The 25274-nt window shown below is 55.9% G+C and carries 19 protein-coding genes and 5 pseudogenes; 10 read left to right on the forward strand and 14 right to left on the reverse strand.

The window, feature by feature from the left end:
* Positions 1-45: 45 nt before the first annotated feature.
* Together PRJ_RS29150 and PRJ_RS29155 are read right to left on the reverse strand one after the other, a co-directional pair.
* Positions 46-681 carry a TetR/AcrR family transcriptional regulator gene (locus PRJ_RS29150; protein WP_052261122.1) on the reverse strand — a complete coding sequence of 212 codons (636 nt, stop codon included), beginning with the start codon at positions 679-681 and terminating at the stop codon, positions 46-48.
* A gap of 899 nt (positions 682-1580) precedes the next feature.
* On the reverse strand, positions 1581-2852 hold the full coding sequence (locus PRJ_RS29155) for an IS4-like element ISPa1635 family transposase (protein ID WP_104961008.1): 1272 nt from the start codon (positions 2850-2852) through the stop codon (positions 1581-1583).
* Between the two features lie 160 nt (positions 2853-3012).
* Between PRJ_RS29155 and PRJ_RS29160 the strand changes: the two genes are divergently transcribed.
* On the forward strand, positions 3013-3825 hold the full coding sequence (locus PRJ_RS29160; protein WP_236693310.1) for a transporter: 813 nt from the start codon (positions 3013-3015) through the stop codon (positions 3823-3825).
* Between the two features lie 77 nt (positions 3826-3902).
* Positions 3903-4313: pseudogene (locus PRJ_RS29165) on the forward strand (MFS transporter); the annotation flags it as partial.
* A gap of 127 nt (positions 4314-4440) precedes the next feature.
* Here PRJ_RS29165 and istB (PRJ_RS29170) read toward each other — a convergent pair.
* Both istB (PRJ_RS29170) and istA (PRJ_RS29175) read right to left on the reverse strand, forming a co-directional pair.
* Complete coding sequence (gene istB / locus PRJ_RS29170; protein ID WP_034000379.1) at positions 4441-5196, reverse strand: IS21-like element ISPre4 family helper ATPase IstB; 756 nt, start codon at positions 5194-5196, stop codon at positions 4441-4443.
* A gap of 20 nt (positions 5197-5216) precedes the next feature.
* A complete protein-coding gene (istA, locus tag PRJ_RS29175) occupies positions 5217-6731 on the reverse strand; it encodes an IS21 family transposase (protein ID WP_034000381.1) in 1515 nt (504 codons plus the stop codon).
* Between the two features lie 214 nt (positions 6732-6945).
* Between istA (PRJ_RS29175) and PRJ_RS29180 the strand changes: the two genes are divergently transcribed.
* From PRJ_RS29180 to PRJ_RS29205, 5 genes and pseudogenes are all read left to right on the forward strand, one after another.
* Positions 6946-7842 carry an IS481 family transposase gene (locus PRJ_RS29180; RefSeq protein ID WP_104963141.1) on the forward strand — a complete coding sequence of 299 codons (897 nt, stop codon included), beginning with the start codon at positions 6946-6948 and terminating at the stop codon, positions 7840-7842.
* Positions 7836-8009: pseudogene (locus tag PRJ_RS30155) on the forward strand (IS5/IS1182 family transposase); the annotation flags it as partial. The gene PRJ_RS29180 and the pseudogene PRJ_RS30155, both read left to right, overlap by 7 nt.
* Positions 8010-8530: 521 nt before the next feature.
* Positions 8531-9798: pseudogene (ltrA, locus tag PRJ_RS29195) on the forward strand (group II intron reverse transcriptase/maturase).
* A gap of 59 nt (positions 9799-9857) precedes the next feature.
* A pseudogene (locus tag PRJ_RS29200) lies at positions 9858-10325 on the forward strand (IS5 family transposase); the annotation flags it as partial.
* Between the two features lie 276 nt (positions 10326-10601).
* Positions 10602-11627: an IS110 family transposase gene (locus PRJ_RS29205; RefSeq protein WP_039615386.1), complete on the forward strand. Its 1026-nt coding sequence runs from the start codon at positions 10602-10604 to the stop codon at positions 11625-11627.
* A 423-nt stretch (positions 11628-12050) separates the two neighbouring features.
* On the opposite strand, the gene PRJ_RS29210 is transcribed toward PRJ_RS29205, so the two are convergent.
* From PRJ_RS29210 to PRJ_RS29230, 5 genes are all read right to left on the reverse strand, one after another.
* Positions 12051-13412: an MFS transporter gene (locus PRJ_RS29210; protein ID WP_052261137.1), complete on the reverse strand. Its 1362-nt coding sequence runs from the start codon at positions 13410-13412 to the stop codon at positions 12051-12053.
* Between the two features lie 744 nt (positions 13413-14156).
* Positions 14157-14471 (reverse strand): non-heme iron oxygenase ferredoxin subunit, encoded by a 315-nt coding sequence (locus PRJ_RS29215; protein WP_082044780.1) that lies wholly within the window; start codon positions 14469-14471, stop codon positions 14157-14159.
* A gap of 8 nt (positions 14472-14479) precedes the next feature.
* Entirely contained in the window at positions 14480-14965 is a 486-nt protein-coding gene (locus PRJ_RS29220) for an aromatic-ring-hydroxylating dioxygenase subunit beta (protein WP_039615384.1), read from the reverse strand.
* A 2-nt stretch (positions 14966-14967) separates the two neighbouring features.
* Positions 14968-16230 carry an aromatic ring-hydroxylating dioxygenase subunit alpha gene (locus PRJ_RS29225; protein ID WP_039615383.1) on the reverse strand — a complete coding sequence of 421 codons (1263 nt, stop codon included), beginning with the start codon at positions 16228-16230 and terminating at the stop codon, positions 14968-14970.
* Between the two features lie 70 nt (positions 16231-16300).
* On the reverse strand, positions 16301-17287 hold the full coding sequence (locus PRJ_RS29230; RefSeq protein WP_039615382.1) for a 2Fe-2S iron-sulfur cluster-binding protein: 987 nt from the start codon (positions 17285-17287) through the stop codon (positions 16301-16303).
* Positions 17288-17669: 382 nt separating this feature from the next.
* On the opposite strand from PRJ_RS29230, the gene PRJ_RS29235 reads away from it, so the two are divergent.
* A complete protein-coding gene (locus tag PRJ_RS29235) occupies positions 17670-18572 on the forward strand; it encodes a LysR family transcriptional regulator (RefSeq protein WP_039615381.1) in 903 nt (300 codons plus the stop codon).
* A gap of 529 nt (positions 18573-19101) precedes the next feature.
* On the opposite strand, the gene PRJ_RS29240 is transcribed toward PRJ_RS29235, so the two are convergent.
* Both PRJ_RS29240 and PRJ_RS29245 read right to left on the reverse strand, forming a co-directional pair.
* Complete coding sequence (locus PRJ_RS29240; RefSeq protein ID WP_039615380.1) at positions 19102-20130, reverse strand: IS30 family transposase; 1029 nt, start codon at positions 20128-20130, stop codon at positions 19102-19104.
* A 66-nt stretch (positions 20131-20196) separates the two neighbouring features.
* Positions 20197-21054 carry an MFS transporter gene (locus PRJ_RS29245; RefSeq protein WP_104963085.1) on the reverse strand — a complete coding sequence of 286 codons (858 nt, stop codon included), beginning with the start codon at positions 21052-21054 and terminating at the stop codon, positions 20197-20199.
* Positions 21055-21227: 173 nt separating this feature from the next.
* Between PRJ_RS29245 and istA (PRJ_RS29250) the strand changes: the two genes are divergently transcribed.
* Both istA (PRJ_RS29250) and istB (PRJ_RS29255) read left to right on the forward strand, forming a co-directional pair.
* Positions 21228-22742, forward strand: a complete 1515-nt coding sequence (gene istA, locus PRJ_RS29250; RefSeq protein WP_034000381.1) for an IS21 family transposase — start codon at positions 21228-21230, stop codon at positions 22740-22742.
* 20 nt (positions 22743-22762) lie between these two features.
* A complete protein-coding gene (gene istB / locus PRJ_RS29255; protein ID WP_034000379.1) occupies positions 22763-23518 on the forward strand; it encodes an IS21-like element ISPre4 family helper ATPase IstB in 756 nt (251 codons plus the stop codon).
* Here istB (PRJ_RS29255) and PRJ_RS29260 read toward each other — a convergent pair.
* The 3 genes and pseudogenes from PRJ_RS29260 to PRJ_RS29270 form a co-directional block, all read right to left on the reverse strand.
* Entirely contained in the window at positions 23510-23716 is a 207-nt protein-coding gene (locus tag PRJ_RS29260; protein ID WP_104963086.1) for a leucine zipper domain-containing protein, read from the reverse strand. The genes istB (PRJ_RS29255) and PRJ_RS29260 overlap by 9 nt on opposite strands.
* Before the next feature lie 81 nt (positions 23717-23797).
* A pseudogene (locus PRJ_RS29265) lies at positions 23798-24140 on the reverse strand (transposase); the annotation flags it as partial.
* 54 nt (positions 24141-24194) lie between these two features.
* The gene (locus PRJ_RS29270) at positions 24195-25142 is read right to left on the reverse strand and encodes a LysR family transcriptional regulator (RefSeq protein ID WP_104963087.1); all 948 of its coding nucleotides are present in this window, start codon (positions 25140-25142) and stop codon (positions 24195-24197) included.
* Positions 25143-25274 lie beyond the last annotated feature (132 nt).

Below are 25274 nucleotides of genomic sequence, written 5' to 3' on the forward strand. Positions count from 1 at the left end.
GTTAAAAAAGAGAGGCCGAGCAGCCTCCCGATGCCTACGAGGTTTTCAGCGGGCGCGCAGACCGTTGACCACCAATTTCACCGTACCCTCAAGTTCGCCCACGGCGTCGAGGTTGCCTGTGAGCAGGTGAAGCCACGAGGCGCCGGTCAGGAGAGTGACTGCGCTTTCAACGGCTGGGCCTCCCGGGATGTCTCCCCGGCCCACCGCCCGCAAAAGGATTCTGCGCATGACCTGTTGCCGACGCGGCAGGAATGACTTGCGAAACTCTTCCAGAGACTCGGGGCAAAGCTGCACTTCGGTAATGAAGCTGCGCAGTACCTCGCCTGATCTGGAGGCGCTCCACCATTGCCATAGTGCACGCAGGTGTTCGTGGAGGTCCTGCTCAAGGTTTCCGTTGTCAGGGGGGCTGAGAGAGGCTTCGCCGCTGCGTTCGTAGACATCACGAATCAGCGCCGCCTTGTTCTTCCACCATCGATAGATGGTGGGCTTGCTGGACTCCGCCCGACTGACCACAGCGTCGAGAGTGAAGCCAGCGTATCCGCGCTCCTCGAGAATCTCGGCTGCGGCGGTCAGGATGGCGTTGGTGGTTTCCTCACTGCGGACGGCGCCAACCGAAAGCCGGCTGCGCACCTTCGGTTTGCCATTCGTGACGGATTGCTGGGTTCGTTTACTCAAGGTCATGTCCAACTCGTGCAGTGCTGAAACGACGGAGGCCAAAGAGGTTATGCCGCCAATGATCGAGCTTTTGGGCGGGCAGGCGACAGAGGGGATGCCTGGCCGCTTGGAGCATATAAAAACTGTTGGTATATATAAAGCCAGAAACGCGCTGCCGTCAACCGAGTCAACCTGGAGGATCCGCACCCAGCCCCCACGCGGGCAATCTGGCAAGCCCGTTAGCTGTGTAAACCCAGCACGTTGCTCAGTGAAAGCTCAACGTGCTGATTAGCGGGGCATCGGGATCGCGTACCAGGGCCGTCCTGCGATCCGGTGCCTTGGAGATGGCCGTGCCTTCACGCGGCAACTGGCACAGAGCGAGCATCCTGCCGTGCAGGGCAGCGGTGATGGGCCTGACTTTTCCTGGCGTATCCGCTGTCGCTTATCGGGCAGCAGGTCGCAGATCTCACGCTCGATGTCGTACAGCTGACCGATGTGGCGCAGAGCCTGCTCGACCAGCTGGTGTTGGCGACTTGCAGGTAGCAGAACTTGCATGGGCATGCGCCATGCCGCCGATTTCGGTCACGCGCTTCTCGAAGCAGGCCTTGTAGCAGGCAAAGTCACCCCCAGCGAATCGGCCAGCGGTTGCAGCTATACACCGCAGCTGCTGCCCTAGGGTCTCCCCCAATGTCATCAACCTAAGCTGCAGCCCTGCCCAAGACAAGCCCCCCGAAGCAGCCAGCCGCCATGGCCGTCGAGCGATGACCAGGCCTCTGCCGCTCAATCACGCGGTCTAACTGGGCTGGCGGTGATGTGATCATCGTCTGTTCCGGCTGTCTAGGCGAGATTTCTCGTCCTCCGGACGAGCCTATGCCGACCGCTTGTGGCCAGCTTTTTTTGGACGGAGGTTGGGCTGTGGTGTTTCTTCAGCGCGTCGGTTTGTAGCCCTCACAACCTCGGCTGGCTGCGCGTTTGCGTTGGCGCGCAAAGCTACGGCCTGAGCGTACGGCACTGAGGCTTTTAGCCATCAAGGCCAGCACATTGCTCAGCCCCTGAGCACAGTGCCGCACCAGCAGCTCGACCAGGGTATTTTTGAGCCGTGACACGCCTTGGGTGAAGTTGACTTTCCATCGCAGCTTGCGACCTTTGTGGCGCTGTTCGATGACCGGCTGTAGCAGGTGCTGCATCAACAGCGCCAGGTTCTTCAACAGTTGAGCGGCATGAAAGTCCTGCTTTACAGCGGTCACGCTGCGGCCGCTGAAGTTGTCCAGCGTCAGGGTTTGTTTGAGGCGACGGAAGTCGGTTTCGATGCCCCAGCGGCGGTGGTAAAGCTCGGCAAACACCTCAGCGGGAAAGGCTTCTCGATCCAGCAGCGAGGTCAGCAATACTTCGCTTTCGCCGTTGGCCAACTCGACCCGGATCAGTCTCAGCTCGATCTGGCTGGCAGGATCAACGCCAGCCTCGGAGCAGAACAGACGTGCTTCAGGATGGTTGGCCACGAAAAGCTGTGTGTCTTCAACTTGGCCAGAGTGTAGAAACGCTTTGACCTGAGCGTTATAGCCACAGGGCAGGCGCATCAGAAAGTGCCGCTGTTGCTGCGCGAACAGCGCGAATAACCAGTGCCCAGGGTAACCACGGTCAAACAGCGTCAGGCTGCCAGCCGGCAGGTGCTCAAGGTGCAGATGGGCACAGTCGCGCTCACCGACTGTCAGGGGCACGATCAGGCTATGCAAGGTTTGACCGTCAGCGACTTCGTAGAGTGTGGACAAGCGAGCCATGGGAAAGCCAGAGTGACTGCCAAAGAAGGTCGCCATGGTCGACTCCAGGGGTAAATGCACGGTCGAGCCATCCACCGCGAGCACCCTCAGCCCACGCCACTTCTGGCGCAGCCCGAAGCAGTCAATTTGTTGCTGCAGGAGGCGATTGAGACTTTCAAATACCTCGGGGTTGAGCTTTTTGCGCGCTTTGCAGAAGGCCTGCGCAGTGACCATTTGCGTCTCAGTCGACGCCTGATTGAGTACGCGATAGAACTGATCGAGTTCGGTTTGCAGGGCCGTGCGTGGCTGATTGAGCAGGAACAGGACGAGGTTCTTGAAGGTGAGCTGGCGTCGGCGGGTAAAGTCTTGAGGATTCTGGCGGTGGGCGGCGATGAAGGCGGGACAATCGAGCGGACTGGTTATTTTTTGTACAATTTTCAAGCCAGGGTTTGGCTGGCGGTGTCAAGCGATGCGGTATAGGTAGTCAAAAGGGCTTCTCCCATGCACTGATTTGAGCGCTAATTATATGATATTTATGGATAATTTCCAAAGTTGATGACATTGGGGTGGTGGCAGCGCCTATCCAGTCGGCGTAAATACGGTGCTTGCCGGAAAGATGCCACCTCCGGGGCTCACGAATTTCTTTTATTTAAGTGATTATCGCGCAAACGAAACGAAAGACAGCGATGGTCATGATAAATCCAATATCCACGACTTCGATCTGCATGTTCAAGCGCTCTCGATGCGCATGGATTATGTGTACACCGACTACTCGATTCTGGGAGCGAAGGTCGAAAGCCGCTTCGCGCTACCCTTCGTAAAAGGGGATATCAGTTTCAACGTTGATACGCCCGTAGGCCGCGTCCGACGCAGCGAAAACCAAGATGGTGTTGGTGACCTGATGCTGGCTCCGGTGATTCTGGGGTGGAGTTCACCTCGTTACCATCAACTCGTCGGCGTGGACATCTTCGCTCCAATTGGCTCATACGATAAAGATCGGATGTTTAATTCAGGCCGGAATACATGGTCTTATGGGCCGTGGTATGCGTTCACCGCCTATCCGCTGGAAAATCTTGAGGTCAGCGCCAAGCTAATTTATCTGGTGAACGGAAAAAATCCTGATACGGATTACCGATCAGGACATGAGTTTAATGCCGATTATAACTTGGCCTATAACTTTACTCGCGAGTGGCAGGTCGGCTTGAACGGCTATATCTACAAGCAACTTAGTGATGATGAGCGGGACGGCCATACTTTCGGTGATGGCAACCGAGGCCAGGTCGTTGCGTTTGGTCCAACTATCAAATACCAAACACCTGAGATAGGGCTTGTTGCGAAATGGCAACATGAGACGCAGGTGGAGAATCGTGCAAGCGGCGACCGTATTTGGTTGCAAGCGGTGTATCGATTCTAAGTCAAGTGCTCATGTAGTGGTTGGTTTTGGTGTTTGTCAGCGTCACTTCGCAACTTGTAGATAAAGAGGTGTAGACAATGAAGGGGATATCCAAGTGGCATGTCCTGATTGGTGGTTTTATCGCCTATCTTTTTGATGCAATGGAGATTGTCCTGCTCTCCATTGCATTGCCGGTTATTCGGCAAGATCTGGGATTGAGTATCAATGAGGCGGGTGCGCTAGCCACCGCAACTCTATTGGGGATTGGTGCAAGCAGCATCTTGACAGGCTGGTATTCAGACAACTTTGGGCGCCGTAATGCCTTGATCGCTTCACTGGCGATCTTCGGTTCGCTGACCTCCGCCATTGCCTATGCTCATGATCTATATCTGTTGCTCCTGCTAAGGTTCCTGTCGGGCCTGGGGCTCGGTGGGGTATGGAGTATCGTTTCTGCCTACATAGTAGAAACGTGGCCTCCTCAGCAGCGAGCCCGAGCAACTTCATTCGTGTGCGGATTCCACGACACTTGGACACTCAGCCCACGATCATTTGGACACTCGTTCCATGCTCACTTGGACACCTGATCCACGTCCACTTGGACAGGCAGTCGGAGCGCAGCGACGCAGGTTTGCATTGTTAGTCTGAAGTCTCTGTCGCCGTCAATTTCGTTGCGCGTCTGCGCATCGATTCGCCCTTCAGTTCGATCCGATAAGCGTTGTGCACCAGCCGGTCGAGGATCGCATCGCCCAAGGTCGGGTCGCCGATCAGCGCATGCCATTTGTCCACCGGCATCTGGCTGGTGACCAGCGTCGAGCGGTTGCCGTAGCGGTCGTCCAGCAGTTCAAGCATGTCGCGCCGCTGCGCAGCGGTAAACGGCGCCAAGCCCCAGTCGTCCAGGATCAGCAGGTCGGTCTTGGCATAGCCGGCCATGAGTTTGGCGAAACGGCCGTCGCCGTGAGCCAGGCCCAGCTCCTCCATCAAGCGCGGCAAGCGCAGGTAGCGCACGCTGTAACCGTCGCGGCAGGCCTTGTGAGCCAGCGCGCAGGCGAGCCAGGTTTTGCCTACGCCCGTTGGGCCGCCGATGATCAGGTTCAGGCCGTCGCGCAGCCATTGGCCGCTGCCCAGTTGCAGGATCAGGGACTTGTCCAGGCCGCGTGGGCTGCGGTAATCGATGTCTTCCAGGCAGGCGTTATGGCGCAGTCGTGCCAGTTTCAGGCGGCTGCTCAGACGCGTGTTTTCACGTTCGGTCAGCTCGCGGTCGACCATCAGGCCGAGGCGTTCGTCGAAGCTCAGATCATTGATATCGGGCGTGGCGTGTTGCTCGCTCAGCGCCTTGATCATGCCGTGCAGGCGCAGGGTTTGCAGCTTGTCGAGTGTCGGGTTGGGCAGCATTTTGGTGCTCCTTTTTCAGGTCAGTGGTAGTAGCCAGGGCCGCGCAGGTTGATGTGTTCGTCGGGCAGTAGCGGCAGGTTTTGCTGGGACAGCGGTAGCTTTTCCAGCCCTTGGCGCAGGATCGATTCAAGGCTTTTGTAGCTGCACGCGCCCAGTGCCAGCGCTCGCTGGCAAGCGGCTTCCAGCCGCTCTTCGCCGTGCTGCTTGCTCAGGCGCAGGATGCCCAGGCAGGCGCGGAAGCCGTGCTGAGGATGGATTCGGCGCTCAAGGATGTAGGCGATAACGCCAGCGGTGTTAGGCCCGGTCTGCTCGGCCCAGCGGATCAGCCGTTGCGGTGTCCATTCGGCGTGCTCCCGGTGGCTCTTGGGCATGTGCTCGGTTTGGGTGGTGTGGCGGCCTTTGTGCAGCGAGCGCAGGTGACTGGCCACCCGCTGGTTGGCGTGGAAGCACTCGACGGTCTTAGCGGTTAGCCGCACTTCGAGTTGGTGCTTCACCAGCTGGTACGGCACCGAGTAGTAATGGCCCTCGACCTCGACGTGATAGTCGATGTGCACCCGCGCCTTTTTCCATTCGGCGTAGACATACGGATGTTCTGGTAGCGGTTGCAGTGCGGGTTGGTCGATGGTCTCGAAGGCCGAGCGGCGTGAGCCGGGCAGCTTCTTGAAGGGCTTTTGATTGAGGCGTTCGAGCAGCAGGCTGATTGCCGTGTTGAGTTCTCCGAGCGAGAAGAACTGGCGGTTGCGCAGCACTGCCAGGATCCAGCGCTCGACCACTTGCACACCCACTTCAACCTTGGCTTTGTCCTTGGGTTTACGCGAACGCGCGGGCAGTACGGCTACGCCGTAATGCTCGGCGAGATCGCGGTAACTGGGGTTGATGTCCGGCTCGTAGCGATGCGCCTTGGTGACGCCACTGCGCAGATTATCGGGCACCAGGATCTGCGATGTGCCGCCGAAAAAAGCAAAACAGCGGGCGTGCGAGCCCAGCCAGTCGGGCAGTTTCTGCGACCAGGTGGCCTCGGCAAAGGTGTAGCTGGACGCGCCGAGGACGGCGACGAAGATCTGGGCCTGACGGATTTCACCGGTCTGTCGGTCGATGATGGGCGCGGTCTGTCCGGCGTAATCGACGAACAGCTTTTCGCCGGCACGGTGCTCCTGGCGCATGACAACGTCGACCTTGGCGGCCCAGAGGCGGTAGTGCTCGCAGAACCAGCTGTATTGGAAGCCTTGCGGGTGAGCGAGTCGATATTCCTGCCAGAGTAGGGCCAAAGTGACGCCGGGGCGGCGTAACTCGGCATGCGCCCAAGACCAGTCAGGCATCGGACGTTGATCGCTGGGAACTGTTGGTGCTGGAGGGAACAGGCATCGCTCCAGTTCGGCATCCGATAACAATGTCGGCCAACTCAGCCCGCAAGCGTTGAAACGGTGCAAGTAATTGCCCGCACTGCCGCTACTGATGCGCAGGCTGGCGGCGATCTTGCGCACGGACAGGCCAGCGTCGAACTTTAGACGTAGTACCTCTCGGATTTTACGCATGGATATACGCTCCACGATGACCTCTTCGCTTCGAGAAAAGAGGTCGATGGTAGTGAATAATCCTGCGTTGCTGCCTGCCTGAGCATGGATCGGATCAGTGGAACATCACTGTCCAAGTGCTTGTGGAATCAGTGTCCAAGTGGCCGTGGAATGAGTGTCCAAGTGGCCGTGGAATGAGTGTCCAAGTCAGCGTGGACTGGGTGTCCAAGTGCGCATGGAATCCCCACTCAACGGCTTGCGTGTCGAGGAGGCTGCGCAAGCCGCAGGGGTGAGTGTCCGCACGGCCTACAAGTGGCTCAGACGCTTTCGCGAGGAGGGCGAAACCGGCTTGATGGATCGTTCGTCACGCCCGCACTCATGTCCGCATGCCACGGCAGCAGCCATGATCGAGCAACTGATCGAGCTGCGCCGGTCGCGCAAGACCTACCGGCAGATCGCCCAGATGCTCGGTCTGGCCGTCAGTACCGTCGCCCGCCGTCTCAAGCAGGCCGGTTTGCACCGATTGGCCGAGCTGGAGCCAGCCCCTGTGGTGGTACGCTACGAGTACGCCAACCCTGGCGATCTCCTGCATCTGGACATCAAGAAGCTCGGCCGCTTCTGGAAGCCCGGGCACCGGATCACCGGCGATCGTCAACAGTGCTCCAACGGCGCCGGTTGGGAGTTCGTCCATGTGGCCATCGACGATGCTTCCCGACTGGCCTTCACCAGCCTGCACCCGGATGAGCGTGGCAGCAGTGCCTGTCAGGCCTTGTTGCAGGCCTTGCGTTACTACCATGGGCTGGGCATCCGCTTCCGGCGGGTCATGACCGACAATGGCTCCTGCTACCGTTCCCGAGCGTTCCAGCGCTTATGCGCTCGCCTTGGGCTACGGCACATCCGCACCAAGCCCTATACGCCGCGCACCAACGGCAAGGCCGAGCGCTTCATCCAGACGACCTTGCGTGAGTGGGCCTACGCCCGGAGCTATGACAGCTCCGAGCAGAGAGCCGCGCACTTGCCTGCCTGGCTGCATCACTACAACTGGCATAGGCCGCATGCGAGCCTCACATACAACCCGCCGATCAGCCGCGTCGCACTTTCACTGAACAACGTACTGGATTTACACAGCTAGCCAGCAGGATCCTGGAGGTCATCAATGGCTACCTGGGCGAGCGCGGTCTGCTCCTGCTCCAAGGCAGCATCGTCGACGCGACCATCATCCATGCCCCCAGCTCGACCAAGAACAAGGATGGCAAGCGCGATCAGCAGATGCACCAGACCAAGAAGGGCAACCAGTACTGTGTGTCACGAACACAGGTCGTATGACCTGTGATGCTGTACCGAAGATGGAAGTAGGCCTTCCGAAGTCGGCTTGCAGGAGCAGGCTTCAAACCACCCGGTGCTGCTGCATCCAAAAGGTGCGGTGGTGAGCAACCGAGGAAAAGTCATCCCATGATGATGGCAGGTGAGTATGGAGAAGATGAGCGAAAGCAAACCGTCCGATGACGCATCGTTATTCCCTAAAGTGCTGTCGAAACTGAGGTTGAGTACTGGCTTCAGGACGAGTTGGGGCGTTACCTGCTTACGGCCCCAGTGGCAGCCGGTGTAAAGGCGGCATGATCTCCATACAGGCTTGGGTACGGAACGTGAGAACCTTGTTCCAGATGCAAAGGAAAATGACAAATGGCTAAAACCATGAGGAAGAATACCAATGCTGGAATGAGGGGCGGAGCCTCCTGTAGTAGTGATGAAGCCTTTGTAATGAAGGCGGAGCGAAGGGGAGGCGTTATCCTGTCAACGAACGCTGTCAACCTCAGGGGATGAGTGGCGTGAGTTCGAACAAACCTTACAACATAGCGAAGCGCGTGATATGGGAGGCCTATCAGCAGGTCAGAACCAACCGGGGAGCTGCTGGAATCGACGATGAGACCATTGCCGATTTTGAGCGGAACCTGCCGAAGAATCTTTACAAGCTATGGAATCGAATGTCGTCGGGGTCTTATTTCCCGCCGCCGGTCAAGGTTGTTGAGATACCGAAGGCATCGGGGGGTATACGCAGGCTGGGAGTGCCTACGGTCAGCGACCGTATCGCACAAACTGTAGTCAAACTCCTCATCGAGCCGAAGCTGGATGCGCTTTTCCATCCGGACTCATATGGATACCGACCAGGGCGTTCAGCCAAACAGGCCATAGCGATCACACGCGAGCGCTGCTGGCGATACGACTGGGTGGTGGAGTTTGATATCAAGGCGGCTTTTGATCACATTGATCATGAACTGCTGATGAAAGCGGTGCGAACCCATATCAAAGAGGACTGGATACTGCTGTACATCGAACGATGGCTGGTTGCTCCGTTCGAGGCAGCAGATGGCGTTCGCATTCAACGCGAACGTGGCACCCCGCAAGGCGGCGTGATCAGTCCCATGCTGATGAATCTGTTCATGCATTACACCTTTGACGCTTGGATGCAACGAAACAGCGCAAACTGTCCTTTTGCCCGGTACGCCGATGATGCGGTAGTGCATTGTCGTAGCGAGAGGCAGGCAGAACACGTGATGCGTTCAATCGCTTCACGTCTAGCAGTTTGTGGTCTCACGATGCATCCCGAGAAATCGAAAATCGTGTACTGCAAGGACAGCAATCGACGCGCGGAGTATCCGCATGTGAGCTTTACCTTCCTTGGTTTCACTTTTAGACCCAGGAAGGCAATCGGCCAACAGAACAACCTTTTCACCAGCTTCCTGCCGGGAGTCAGTGCGCAAGCGTTGAAGCGGATGCGGCGAGCAGTGCGCGAGTGGCGGGTCAACCGCCAAACTCACGTGACGCTGGCTGCTGTGGCTCGGCTTTACAACCCAGTGATACAAGGTTGGTGGCAGTACTATGGCGCGTTCTATCGGACGGCCATGCTTGGCATCTCTCGACATATCGATAGCGCACTCAAGCGTTGGGCCGGTCGTAAGTACAAAATACTTCACGGGCGCAAGCGGCGCATATCTCAATGGTTGGACACGGTGCAGACGGCTGCCCCTCGACTGTTTTATCACTGGCAAGTAACCGAGCAACAGGTTGGATAACGGGAGCCGTATGACGCGAGAGTGTCACGTACGGTTCTGCGAGCGGCTACGGGGGCAGTTCCTGTGGCCGACTCACCACTTCGGCATGAAGGCGCACATCGGCGTCGATGACGATTCGGGATTGGTGCACAGCGTGATCGGTACGGCGGCCAGCGTGGCTGACGTCACCCAGGTCGACCAATTGCTGCATGGCGAAGAGTCGTATATCTGCGCTGACGCCGGCCATACCGGCGTCGAAAAGCGCGCCGAGCACGAAGGCCGCGATGTCATCTGGTCGGTTGCCGCTCGCCGCAGTACCTACAAGTCGCTCGGAAAACGCAGCCTGCTCGGGCGCGTGATTCGCCAGATCGAGAAGGCCAAGGCTCAGACGCGAGCCAAGGTTGAACATCCGTTCCGGGTAATCAAGTGCCCGTTCGGCTACACCACGGTGCGTTTCCGTGGGTTGGCGAAGAACACAGCCCAACTGGTCACCCTGTTTGCCCTGTCGAACCTCTGGATGATGCGGAAACGACTGCTGATGGCAGGCGAGGTGCGTCCGTGATGTGGGCAGCAGCCCACAGGGTGCCCGTGAAGGGCAAGGAATAGAATTGGGAGTGCTGAAATAGCCCGCGATTGACGCAAGAGACCTTCGTGTTTCGGCCTGCCGGGTGGAGCGAAGGCAAAAGTCGGGGCTATTTCAGATGGTATGGACGCCTCCCCCCGGCAGCGGGCCGACCACAGCACCTCTGTATCCATAGAGGATCCTCGCTGCTCCGGCATCGAAGTGCCAAAGTGAAGCGTGCGTGTAGAAAGCATCACTTGAGCAGGAGGTTCCACCATGAAACATAGCGTGATTGGCATGGACATCGCCAAGAAGGTTTTTCAACTGCATACCGTTGATCAGGAAACCGGAAAGATCGAGCGCTTGAAGCTGCGGCGCGATGAAGTCCTACCCTTTTTCGTTGCACGGCAACCCTGCCTGGTAGCGATAGAGGCTTGTGGCAGCGCTCATTGGTGGGCCCGTCAGCTTCAGCAGCTGGGGCACGATGTTCGTTTGCTGGCTCCCCGCTCCGTACGTCCGTTCGTGCTGCGAAACAAGACCGATGCGGCCGACGCCCAAGCTATCTGGACGGCAGTACAGCAACCCGGTGCTTGCCTGGTCGCGATCAAACGGCCCGATCAGCAGGCGATCCTCTCTCTGCACCGCATCCGTGCCCAACTACTGAAATTTCGCACCATGCAGAGCAATGGCTTACGTGGACTGCTTTACGAGTTCGGGATTGTGCTGCCCGAGGGCTACGCCCAACTGGGCAAGGTCATTCCGGAAGCATTCGCTGATGCAGAAGGCAGGGTGCCTCCCCTCTTGCTGGAGAGCCTACGCGAGCAGTGGGCGCGGATCATCCACCTGGATGAGGAAATCCGAGGAATCGAACTCCGCTTGAAACAGTACCTGCGCGAGAGCTCCGACTGCCAGAAAATTGCAGAGATCCCCGGGATCGGTCTGTTGACCGCTACTGTCGCCGTGGCCTCACTGGGAGATGCTACGACCTTCCGCTCAGGCCGCCAGTTCGCTGCTTGGCTGGGATTGGTACCTCGCCAAACGGGTACCGGTGGTCGAGTTCGTCAGCTGGGGTTGAGCAAGCGCGGCGACACCTATCTGCGAACATTGCTGATGCACGGTGCTCGCTCGATCATCAACAGGGGGCAAAAATCCCGGTGGATCGAGCTCTTGCTGGCCAGGCGCCCTTATAACGTGGTGGTTGCAGCGCTGGCTAACAAGCTCGCCAGAACGCTTTGGGCTGTGCTGGCCAAGGGCTCTCCGTACCGATCCGAGCTTTTTACGGAGTGTCCTGCTGGGCACTGAAAGAACTGAAATCAATCACTTACAGGCTTCACAAGGAGCACAGACGGTAAGCACGTGATGGCGGAGTAGGTCAGACCGTGACGGGGTAAACCTGATAGGGAATATGAGCCAGGGCGTCGCCCACAGCTCGATTTTCAGATGAGGGCCTCGTCAGCGGATTCCATCAGGGCCAGCAGGCTCCCGGCCTGCACAAACAGGCCGGATATAAGACTGCTCCTGACTACACGCCTGCATGTCTACCTATTGAGCTCCGGGAGGCGTCCATATAAGACCTTCCCTAGGTCTTACCACGGTGCTTTCTGATCCATTTCGATCAGGAAGCGCCGTGTTTGCTTGCACTTCACTGAGCACTCGGCATTGGCGAAGGTCAGCCGCTTCATCGAGGGGTTCCAGAACGGTTGTAGAAGACCTATTTATACCAGGTTAGGAAGTCTTTTTCAGACCCTCCTCATGGGTTGCCTTCAAATTAATCCTGCGCGTGTATCCTAGCGCCCCTACAGCGATAGACGCAGCGAGAGACGGAATCACGGTTATCATCACGATGGAATGCCCCTCCCAACCAATTGACAACAAGACCCCGCCGAAGATCGGCCCGAGAATAGAACCGACCCGACCAATGCCAAGCGCCCAACCGATGCCAGTAGAGCGTATAGCCGTGGGATAGAGATCCGCGACTACTGCATTGATTCCGAGCTGTGCACCCACAATCCCAAATCCTGAGAAAAATATTGCACCCAACAACAACGTTGAAGACAGCCCTTGAATAGCAGAAACAGCAATAAAGCAAGCCGCCAAGGCGTAAGCATTAGCCAGCACAGCGAAAGGATTTAATCGATCTATCAGCCTTGCTATTAACAAGCTCCCTATCACACCACCAGCGTTGAGCAAGGCAGTCCCAAGAATAGCCGTTTTCAGTGGAAGACCCGCAGCCTTTAGCAGCGACGGCAGCCAGTTCACCAGGAAGTACATCACTAATAAGTTCATAAAAAATGCTACCCAGATCAACAAGGTCATCGACGTACGTCCATCCCGGAAAAGATGACGCACAGCAAACCCACCATGGTGTTCTTCGGGCAGATAAAATTTTGTGGAGTCATTAATAGAAGCAACTGGAGCCAGCCGACGCAGAATACCGGCGATCTGAGCCCCACGCCCTCCCTGCGCGCACATGAAACGAATTGATTCAGGCAGCATGAAGTAAAGTATAGGGATTAGCAGCAAAGGCAACGCACCGCCAATGTAAAAAACCGCTTGCCAGCCCCATGCAGGAATAACTTCAGCGCTGATAAAACCGCCCATCATTGACCCCAATGGGAATCCGGCGAACATGAGGGTGATCATGGTTGCGCGCAGGCGCTTAGGTGAGTACTCTGAGGTCAATGCTATAATATTTGGCATTGCACCACCGAGACCAACCCCGGTAAGAAATCGAAGGAGCAGCAACTCAATAAACGAACTGGAAAATGCCGTTAAAAAAGCAAAAACACCAAAAAGAAAGACCGTTAAAACAACTATCCTGCGCCTCCCAAACTTATCAGCAAGAGGCCCAAACAACAATGCACCACAAGTTAACCCAAGCAACCCAATGCCGAATACTGGACCGAATGAAGAAGACGGAAGCCCCCAATCAGACGCTATAGCTGGCGCCACATACGCAATAGACTGGGTATCGAAGCCATCAAGCATAGCAATAATTGCACAAAGAACAATCACCCTTATCTGATAGCCACCCAGCAAGGCCTTGTCAATCAAGGAACTGACATCCACAGCAGTCGAATGGTTCATCTTGTTATACCTCTGTTTTTTACCAAAAGAAGCCCAAAAGGCAAGCTCTTGACTGCACACCAACCACAACCGGAAGACCCCACCCTTCAAGCACTAAAACAAATAGGCTAGCGATCTACGCATTAAACTAATGAAGCACACACGACGCTATATTGAGCATCCAGCTCATCGGCGCTTATTATAAGCAAAGCTCTCGACTACGCATGGGTAGTCCGCACATTAAAAACATACTTACCAACAGACAGATGAAAACTCAAAACACATGAATGACATAAGAAAAATTCAGGCGATTCTCATCTACATCAGTCCAATAGCTAGAACGTTCTGCGGAAGCACGCGGACTTTCTTCAGCATATCGCTCGGTACCTCCCAGGCCAGATCCAAGTCGCGCTCTCAGAGCCTTGCCCCAAAGGGGGGCGACGGTGTCGCCTTGATGAAGCGCAGGGTGCCGGTTAGGGCTGCAAAGTCATAGCGCAGCTGCCAAGAGCGCTGTTCGGTCGCGGTGAACTAGAAAGTCGGCACCCCGTAGACCAGCGGAATCAGGTTGGTCGTACTGCACGCAGGCTAGGTTATTAAGGGGCAAGATTTTTCGCTCCAGGCATTACAACATTTTGGGGTTCTCTCCTAGTGCACCCAATTGCACCATCTGAGTTCACCTTTGACTTCTCTATTTGGCTCTGGCCATGGGCGCCTATCCACGGGAATTCTAGTTACCCCGTGGATAAGCACACAGCTATGCCATGCTTAACCCAGGTTGAGCAAAACGCGACCGCTTTCGACTTTCACCGGGTAGGTCCGGAGATCCTCGGTAAGAGGCGCGCAGAGTGCTTTTCCCGAGCAGATATTGAACTTACCCTGATGCAATGGACATTCGATCTCGCATCCGTCAAGAAAGCCATCGCTCATCCGTGCCTGTCCATGAGTACAGATGTTGTCGGTAGCAAACACCTCACCATCAACCAAGTAGAGGGCAATTTCACGTCCGGCTGCAATGATCCCAATAACGTCACCATCTGGGACTCTTTCAAGCGGTGCAACATCGACCCATTCACTATTCATAAAAATACCTAGATCGGATAAATGATTGAGTTAGCAATCATTTCAGAGTCGTAAACACAGAGGCGAGACAGAAGCTTAAGCCCTTCCGGAGTGCGCACGATCTGATCGCGGTAATATCCCGAATTGAAAACCGTGGATTCTCCATCGAGCTTTGTACGAACCACCACATAATTTGCCTCAGAGATGATTCGCTCACCATAAATATCTCGCTCGACCGATATCACCCGTGGCATACCAACAATATGCCTTTGATAATAGGGGTCATGATACATGGTCTCTTTAACGCCATAGACCCTATCACGTATCATTGCCTTACTCTCAAGAGCCAGAAGACACAGAGGCAACCCGCGCTCATAGTTCTCTCGCGGCTGAAGGCGATACGTTCCACCCTCAACAAAAAAGTCAGGCCACTTCTCCCAATCTGCCGAGTCGCAGACCATTGCATAGTCGCTATAAAGGCTCTGCAGCTCGAAATACACTTTGAAGTCGATCATTATTATTCCCCCATTGCTTCGCGCCAGTAGGCATACATACCGCGGATCAGGGTCTCGGTAACCATATGATCAGTATCACCGATCTCATGCCCACCCATTTCGATCACACTGCGGTAGGCTGGCTTCTGCTCGAACCCCTCCTGAGACCATTCGATAACTTCACCGTCATCTGCAGAAACAAACCCTGCAGGTCCAAACAGATTTGCCTGAATCAAACGACGCTCAAGCATTTCTGGAGTGTCATCCTCAAATGCGAAATGGGTCCACACAAAATCGAAAGAGCCATGGCCATTGGGCTGGATGTGGCGAGTAGAAACGCTATTGACCTGCTGCTGAATGATCACGCTCGGGAAAATCGTAGTCATCACCGCAGTCGGTCCCCCCCACCACGGCTCGGGAACGATGTCGAGCAGTCGTGGATCGTTAACTTTCATCTGATCCTTGAAACTGTCTACGCCGCTCACGACCTCTTCGTTTTTCCCGCCTTGGCCGCGGGTGGAGATCATTGCGGCATGGCGGAAGCGCTCATCCATTTTCAATTCTGATTTGTTGTCTGCACGCCAAAGTCCGAATGTCGAAAACCAGGTATGCAACAAGCCAGGATGGTAAGGATCTTTGATGTTTTCCTGCATTAGCTTCCAGTTACCTGGAATACGCTGGCGGCGATAACCAAGAACCACCAGCTTTCGACCATTAAAGAGACGATCAAAATAATGCAGAATGGTCGGACCGAGGAACTCTTCAAAAGACTCCACGTTGTGATCGAACGACGCAAATACTACGCCACCGCGCGTCGCCACCTTGAGCTTGGTAAGGCCATGCTCCTCGAGCTTGAAGTCTTTCGGCATACCGCCATTGACCTTGCCGTCCTGCTTGACGCCGCGACGGAACGGCACGCCCTGAAGATCGCCCTTAAGACTGTAATTCCACTGATGATAGGGGCAGAAAAAATCCTTCCGGTTACCATGGCGCTCCCGGCAGAAACGCATACCACGGTGCGCACAGACGTTTTCAACAACGTTAACACTGCCATCCACGTCGCGAACCATGATCACCGAGCGCTCACCAATTACAGTGCGCTTGAAATCACCAATATTGGGGATTTCCGCTTCCAACCCCACATAGCACCAGTGACCTGAGTAAAACAGGCGCTCAAGTTCCTTCTTGTACAAATCTTCGCGGGTATAGGCCCAAAAAGGAACCTTGCTAGTATTATCGCCAGGCCACTTTGGGTTTTCCGGAAAGATGGCATTATTGTCATTCATTGTGACGCTCCTCTTATTATGCTTGCTTTTTTATGACAGCTGCATGCTACGACTGTGCCGACGGAAACCGTCAGATACCACTCGGATAAAAGGCATCTGCATGGACATGGCCCTGCTCCATGCCACGACGTACGACCAACATATTCAAAGCCTCGACCATGGCGGGAGCTCCACAGAGATAGGCGCGCCAACCGGCCAAGTCGGGAATGTCAGATTCGATAGCATCGGTGACCAAACCACGGCGCAACCCCTGCGGCACATCGCCAGTCGCCACAACAAAGTTTAATTTTAAATTGGGATGCTCTGCGGCAAGACTTTCAAGTCGCTCGGTATCGTAGAGATCCTGCATGCTGCGCACACCAAAATAAAGATGAATCGGGCTACGCATTCCCGATTCGAGTGCACCTCGCACAATCGACAACACTGGAGCGATGCCTGTCCCGCCACCGACGCATAACATTGGGCCTTCATGCTTGCGACGCAGGTAGGCAGTCCCCAGAGGACCACTAATACGGATAGCCGCCCCGATGTCCAGATTGCTGAATACATACTCAGTAACGCGACCACCAGGCACGAGGCGAATCTGGAACTCCATCTCCTCATCACTTGGCAGGCCAGCCATTGAGTATGGCCGGATATGCTCGGGCGTGAATTGTAAAGTAGCGTACTGCCCAGGAGAAAACTCGAGAGGTTTCGCCAACTTCACTCTTAGGCGACGAATGTCATGCGTAGGATTCTCGATTGCGACCACTGTCCCCTTAATGATCCGGGCAGGATGAACCACCACCTCGTCTGCTTCAGGGATCTCAATGGTGCAACTCTCCTTGAGTGTTGCCTGACAGGCGAGGACATAGTGGTCGCCTTCGTACTCGGGACGTCCTGACTCAGGGCCGGCATTCAAGACCTCCCCCTCGACGACACGGCAACGGCATGTTCCGCACCTCCCGGACATGCAACTGTAGGAGACTGGCACCGCGTTCTCACGCAGCACATCGAGCAGGTTCTGACCGCTCTGGACATTTAGGCGAAGATTTTGTGGATATACGACCAGCTCCATGACAGCTCCCCGTTCTTACTTGTATCTAGCTTGAAGTGATCATGACGAATCGACGGCAATAAATAAATGCAATGAGGTGAATACGTATCATCACCGCCATGAATATTTACTCAAGGCCATGCATGCCTGTAGTCTGGCCCTGGAGCTCAGAAAGATGCGGTGAACACACCGCACCCCGCCAGCGTGATGGATTGTCCGCTCAGACGGGAAAGCCCTGGCAATAGATGAGCCACCATCTCATTTCAGGAGATGGGCTCAGGATGGCAGACAGCAAAGCTGTTTCTGATTGCTCGGCCCCAGGGGGAAACCAGAGTCGCACTTCAACTAGGCTATAATTCACCCCAAGGACCGTACGTATCCCCCACCCAACGAGGAGTCGCATATGGAGCTTCGTGATATTGATTTAAATCTTCTCGTAATTTTCCATCAACTATTAGTTGACCGGAAGGTTTCCACCGCTGCTGAGAAGTTAGGCTTAACACAGCCAGCGGTTAGCAACGCACTTAAGCGACTGAGAACACTGCTCCAAGATGAGCTTTTCGTACGCACGTCACGAATGATGGAGCCAACCCCATATGCGCAACAGCTTGCTGAGCCCATCGCCTATGCTCTGAGCACACTGCAGGGCGCGCTGAATCAGCAGGTAACCTTCGAGCCTAAAACCAGCAATCGAAATTTTACGCTGGCGATGACCGATATCGGTGAAATCTATTTTATGCCGAAGCTAATGGACACGCTCGCCGATCTAGCACCGAATATAAAGATCAGCACTGTACGTAACTCTGAAATCAGCCTTAGTGATGAAATGCAATCAGGGGCCGTCGATCTTGCTATTGGATTACTTCCGAGTTTACAAGCCGGATTCTTCCAACGCCGCCTCTTCCACCATCGCTATGTATGTATGTACCGAAAGGACCACCCCATTGCAGGCCAGTCGCTGACAGCGGAAAAATTCTGCGAACTTGAGCATGTACGAGTGATATCAGCCAATACAGGGCACGGGGAGGTAGAAAAATACTTGGCTCGTGCTGGCATCAAGCGATCCGTGCGTCTAGAGGTCCCGCACTTTGTAGCCGTCGGCTACATTTTGCAGAAGACAGACCTGATTGCTACAGTACCAGAAAGATTCGCAGCATGCTGCGTATCTCCGTTCGGTTTGTCTTTCTCGCCAGCCCCATTGAATTTACCCGAGATTGCGATCAACCTTTTCTGGCATGCCAAGTATCATCGAGACCCTGCCAATCGCTGGCTACGGCAACTAATTTTCGACCTTTTCGCCGATTAAGCAAAAACCATCAACGCAAGTTACATCTTCATATTCGGCACAAGCCAGCCACTTGAAGCATTAACTTGCTAGAGCCAGAACATCAGAGCATATTGCACTTGAACTTAACTTTGCCGAAACCATCTATTTGTTAGCATGCCATCACCGCACGTAACAATTCTACATCACTTGCACTCGGCTAGAATTCGCGGCAATGTGCGGGCCGCCCCATAAATAACTGCTGCCGCAACGCATTCTGCAGAACGTGCAAGAGCGTTCCAAAACTTCCTGGCGCTACCTGCGCAGGGCGAATCACTGCGTTTGCGCCTCATACAAAAATGGTTCGAATAAAGCATTCCAGTGATTCAATCCACGCCAAACCATATCGTTGCAGAACCTCAACCTTGAGGAACATGAGTACCCTGCAAAAAAAAGGCGCCAGAGGCGCCTTTAAGGGAAAGTGGTTGGGGCTGGTAGATGCGTTGCTCCTGCGTCAAGGCTTAAAATTTCCCCTTACTTTGGGCGGTTGCAGGAGCTGAGTGCAACACGGTTATTGAATTAAAGCTGGAGCATCATGCCGCATAACCAAGGCTTCCTGCATCACCTCGCCCATGACTTCGATCGGGCACTTGAAATCAAAGCGTTTACGGGGGCGCATATTCAGTTCCAAGGCGATGGCATTCAATTGCTCTTGGCTGTGTACCGACAAGTCAGTCCCCTTGGGCAAGTACTGGCGAATCAGGCCGTTGATGTTTTCGTTGCTGCCGCGCTGCCAGGGGCTGTGCGGGTCGCAGAAGTAGATCGCCACGCCGGTTCTTTGGGTGATCTCGGCATGTCGCGCCATCTCCCGGCCCTGGTCGTAGGTCATACTCTTGCGCATCGCCAGCGGCATGCCATTAAGCGCTGCACTGAAGCCCTCCATCGCCGAGGTCGCCGTTGCGTCGTTCATCTTCACCAGCATCAGGTAGCCACTGGTGCGCTCCACCAACGTGCCTACCGACGAGGCGTTGGCCTTACCCTTGATCAGGTCGCCCTCCCAATGCCCCGGCATCAGCCGGTCTTCGATCTCTGGCGGGCGCACATGAATGCTGACCATTTCAGGGATCTGGCCGCGCCGATCCACGCCACCAGAGCGCGGCCGGCGCGTCGTCTTGCCTTGGCGCAGGCAGACGATCAGCTCCTTGCGCAACTCGCCGACCGGCAAGGCATAGATCGCGTTATAGATCGTCTCACGACAGACGTAGGCGTCTCTGAGGTTGGGTATGGTCATGCTGCGCAGCTTGCCGGCAATCTGCTCGGGAGACAAACGCTTACGCAGCATGTGGGCCACCAACTTGAAGCGCTCGCTACCCGGCAACAGCTTTCGTTTCGGTCGACAGCGTTGGCGGCGGGCCTGCATCTGCTGCTGGGCCACGCGGGCCGAGTAGCTGCCACAGGCATCTCGATTGCGGCGCAGCTCGCGACTGATGGTCGAAGGGGATCGGGTGATCAAGCAAGCAATCTTGCGTAGGCTGAACCCTTGGGCACGGCCGATTTGAATGGTGGCGCGTTCTTCAACGCTGAGTTCGGAATAGGACATAGGGGCAGCACGGTACCGGAAAGGTCAGGTGTTGCACTCAGTTTTCGCGGCCGCCTTGGCTAAAGGTCAACAGGCTTCCGGCACAGCCGACTTGACATCAGCTTTTCCCCGTGTCGGCATTGGAATCATAACCAGTGCGGCCAAAACGAAGAATCCGGCACAGACTAACAGCCCCGTCGAAAGGCTGTAGTAGCTCGCGATACCACTGAGCAGCACCGGTGCAAAAGCTGCCAGACCCCGGCCAGCATTGAAGCAGAAGCCAGCGCCAAGGGTCCGCATGCGGGTTGGATACAACTCGCTAAAATACGAGCCGAACAGGCCAGCAAAAGCGATAAAGAAGGCATACATCGGACCAAGCCAGAAGAGCGATTGACGGTCCGCACTGAATACATAGATCGGCAGCATCATGGCAGTCAGCGACAGCGAGATAATGATCGTCTGGCGCTTTCCTATCCGATCGGCCACAAACCCAAAGAAATTCATCCCCAGGAAATTTCCCAAATTAAGAGCGGCCATGAAGCTCGCCATGGCGGTCAAACTTAGTCCTCGCTCCTGAACCAGGTAGGTAGGCAGCCACGTGCTTGCCCCCCAGTAACCGAGCAGCGCCAAGCTTGCTGCCATGGTCCCCAGCAATGTGGTCCGGAGTTGCGCCGGGGCAAAGATTTCATTCACGGACACCCGCACAGCGGAGGCTTGAGATGCGCGCTGTTCCTTCCAGCTTGGGGACTCCGGCACCAGAAAGTAGATATAGATAATCGGAAGAACCACTGCGATCCCGGAAACGGCGAACAGCGTGCGCCATTCTGGCAGCATAAATTTGGCGGCCAAAGCAGCCAAGATAGCGCCGACGGGAAACGCACTGATCACGAATTGGGGATTCCATGCGCACTTGGACACCCAGTCCACGCTGACTTGGACACTCATTCCACGGCCACTTGGACACTCATTCCACGGCCACTTGGACACTGATTCCACAAGCACTTGGACAGTGATGTTCCACTGATCCGATCCATGCTCAGGCAGGCAGCAACGCAGGATTATTCACTACCATCGACCTCTTTTCTCGAAGCGAAGAGGTCATCGTGGAGCGTATATCCATGCGTAAAATCCGAGAGGTACTACGTCTAAAGTTCGACGCTGGCCTGTCCGTGCGCAAGATCGCCGCCAGCCTGCGCATCAGTAGCGGCAGTGCGGGCAATTACTTGCACCGTTTCAACGCTTGCGGGCTGAGTTGGCCGACATTGTTATCGGATGCCGAACTGGAGCGATGCCTGTTCCCTCCAGCACCAACAGTTCCCAGCGATCAACGTCCGATGCCTGACTGGTCTTGGGCGCATGCCGAGTTACGCCGCCCCGGCGTCACTTTGGCCCTACTCTGGCAGGAATATCGACTCGCTCACCCGCAAGGCTTCCAATACAGCTGGTTCTGCGAGCACTACCGCCTCTGGGCCGCCAAGGTCGACGTTGTCATGCGCCAGGAGCACCGTGCCGGCGAAAAGCTGTTCGTCGATTACGCCGGACAGACCGCGCCCATCATCGACCGACAGACCGGTGAAATCCGTCAGGCCCAGATCTTCGTCGCCGTCCTCGGCGCGTCCAGCTACACCTTTGCCGAGGCCACCTGGTCGCAGAAACTGCCCGACTGGCTGGGCTCGCACGCCCGCTGTTTTGCTTTTTTCGGCGGCACATCGCAGATCCTGGTGCCCGATAATCTGCGCAGTGGCGTCACCAAGGCGCATCGCTACGAGCCGGACATCAACCCCAGTTACCGCGATCTCGCCGAGCATTACGGCGTAGCCGTACTGCCCGCGCGTTCGCGTAAACCCAAGGACAAAGCCAAGGTTGAAGTGGGTGTGCAAGTGGTCGAGCGCTGGATCCTGGCAGTGCTGCGCAACCGCCAGTTCTTCTCGCTCGGAGAACTCAACACGGCAATCAGCCTGCTGCTCGAACGCCTCAATCAAAAGCCCTTCAAGAAGCTGCCCGGCTCACGCCGCTCGGCCTTCGAGACCATCGACCAACCCGCACTGCAACCGCTACCAGAACATCCGTATGTCTACGCCGAATGGAAAAAGGCGCGGGTGCACATCGACTATCACGTCGAGGTCGAGGGCCATTACTACTCGGTGCCGTACCAGCTGGTGAAGCACCAACTCGAAGTGCGGCTAACCGCTAAGACCGTCGAGTGCTTCCACGCCAACCAGCGGGTGGCCAGTCACCTGCGCTCGCTGCACAAAGGCCGCCACACCACCCAAACCGAGCACATGCCCAAGAGCCACCGGGAGCACGCCGAATGGACACCGCAACGGCTGATCCGCTGGGCCGAGCAGACCGGGCCTAACACCGCTGGCGTTATCGCCTACATCCTTGAGCGCCGAATCCATCCTCAGCACGGCTTCCGCGCCTGCCTGGGCATCCTGCGCCTGAGCAAGCAGCACGGCGAAGAGCGGCTGGAAGCCGCTTGCCAGCGAGCGCTGGCACTGGGCGCGTGCAGCTACAAAAGCCTTGAATCGATCCTGCGCCAAGGGCTGGAAAAGCTACCGCTGTCCCAGCAAAACCTGCCGCTACTGCCCGACGAACACATCAACCTGCGCGGCCCTGGCTACTACCACTGACCTGAAAAAGGAGCACCAAAATGCTGCCCAACCCGACACTCGACAAGCTGCAAACCCTGCGCCTGCACGGCATGATCAAGGCGCTGAGCGAGCAACACGCCACGCCCGATATCAATGATCTGAGCTTCGACGAACGCCTCGGCCTGATGGTCGACCGCGAGCTGACCGAACGTGAAAACACGCGTCTGAGCAGCCGCCTGAAACTGGCACGACTGCGCCATAACGCCTGCCTGGAAGACATCGATTACCGCAGCCCACGCGGCCTGGACAAGTCCCTGATCCTGCAACTGGGCAGCGGCCAATGGCTGCGCGACGGCCTGAACCTGATCATCGGCGGCCCAACGGGCGTAGGCAAAACCTGGCTCGCCTGCGCGCTGGCTCACAAGGCCTGCCGCGACGGTTACAGCGTGCGCTACCTGCGCTTGCCGCGCTTGATGGAGGAGCTGGGCCTGGCTCACGGCGACGGCCGTTTCGCCAAACTCATGGCCGGCTATGCCAAGACCGACCTGCTGATCCTGGACGACTGGGGCTTGGCGCCGTTTACCGCTGCGCAGCGGCGCGACATGCTTGAACTGCTGGACGACCGCTACGGCAACCGCTCGACGCTGGTCACCAGCCAGATGCCGGTGGACAAATGGCATGCGCTGATCGGCGACCCGACCTTGGGCGATGCGATCCTCGACCGGCTGGTGCACAACGCTTATCGGATCGAACTGAAGGGCGAATCGATGCGCAGACGCGCAACGAAATTGACGGCGACAGAGACTTCAGACTAACAATGCAAACCTGCGTCGCTGCGCTCCGACTGCCTGTCCAAGTGGACGTGGATCAGGTGTCCAAGTGAGCATGGAACGAGTGTCCAAATGATCGTGGGCTGAGTGTCCAAGTGTCGTGGAATCCGCACCGTTGAGCATGCGTTGAACCAGAAGGGCTCGACCTCGCGGGGTAAGACGGGCATGTTTATGCAGGTTCATCCGGGGCTCCTGGAAGGTTGTGTTGGTCGCGCTTCCAGAATTCCGGGAATGCCCCGGATGAACAACCTACTGAGAGATCACAGCTAGCCCGTGCCTTTGCAGCAGGCGGCGGAAGTTGGGGATGGTGGTTTCGTCCGGAGTCCGATCCAGGTGCAGTCGGCAAACTGTCGCAGGATCGTCACTTCATAGGGAGCCTCCTCCATCGCCGGATCGCTGTAGCCGAACCAGTTATGCATGAGATGCACCCGCAGCATGGTGGCCAACGGGTAGGCTGGGCGCCCGCCCTCGCCTCTCGGTGCGGTTCAATCAGTGCCATCAGCGCCTGTCACGGCACAACCTGATCCATCTCGATCAGGAAACGCTCATGGCGGGTCTGTTTGCGTTTGCCGGCGTACTCGGCATCGGCGAAGAACAACTGCTTCATGCCGGGGGCTCCAGAGGGACTGGTGGGCTATTTCACCAGATCGGGAAGTGTTTTTCAGACCTTCCTTAAGGTATCTCTTAACCATTTATGCTCAGCATCGTTCTCACGGTTTTTCGCCCAAATCATCACTAGGTCGAATGAAGGAAGTTCATAGGGGGGGGGGAATACATCAATGCTGTGTATATCTCCATACAGGCGAGCGATTGACTCCGGAACGATCGATATAAGGTCCGTGCCCTCTAGCAGTTGAGGTAGCAGTGTAAAGTAAGGGACGCTTATCTGGATGTGCTGTTTCAGCCCCAGTCGCGATAATGCCTCTTGCTCGATGGTTTCTTTGCCATCAGTCCTGCAATAGATTGCGTGAGGCCTTGTCAAGTAATCGATAAGCTCTATAGGCCTGCCTGCAGCTCGATGTCTACCACATTGAATAGCCACCATTTTGTCGTGCATGAATACTTGATGACTAAACCGTTCATCACCTTTTTTGAGGCCACACGACTCCCAGTTGGTGGGCAAATCGGGACATATAATGAGATCCAAAGATCCTATTTGTAGCTCTTTGGCAGAGGTTCCTGGCGTTGGCTTCAGGGTGAGCGAAATGTTTGGAGAATGTGCTTCAAGGTAAACGCCCAGGTTTTTTGTCACCAACGCCGACACATAATCTGCTGTGGCAATTTGAAAGTTTGTTGTTGCGGTTTCAGGGTCGAAATGATCAACCTCGAACAGCTTTTCGACAAGCTCGATCATGCGATCAACTTCCGGTTTCAGTCGCTTGGCCTTTTCTGTCAGGACCATCCCGCGTCCCCGCTGAACAAGCAGATCATCTTTAAAAATACCCCTCAGTTGCTTTAGCGATCCGCTGACGGTCGACTGCGTCAAATGGAGGCGTTCTGAGGCCTTGGTCACGCTTTCCATCCTCAGGAGCTCAGCCAAGATCGGCAATAAGTTCATATTTATGCCGCGTAGAGTGCTAATTTCCAGGGATCTGTTTTTATAGCCCATTGCCACCTCCAACAATATTGATATATTTTAGAACAGCTCTAAAGTAGCCCCGACTTTTTCCTTCGTTTCGTCCAATAAGCCGAAAAACGAAGGTCCCCTGCGTCAGTCTCGGGCTATTTCCGCGCTACTGAT

This window comes from Pseudomonas sp. XWY-1 (assembly GCF_002953115.1).
In the GTDB taxonomy this organism is placed as follows: domain Bacteria; phylum Pseudomonadota; class Gammaproteobacteria; order Pseudomonadales; family Pseudomonadaceae; genus Aquipseudomonas; species Aquipseudomonas alloputida.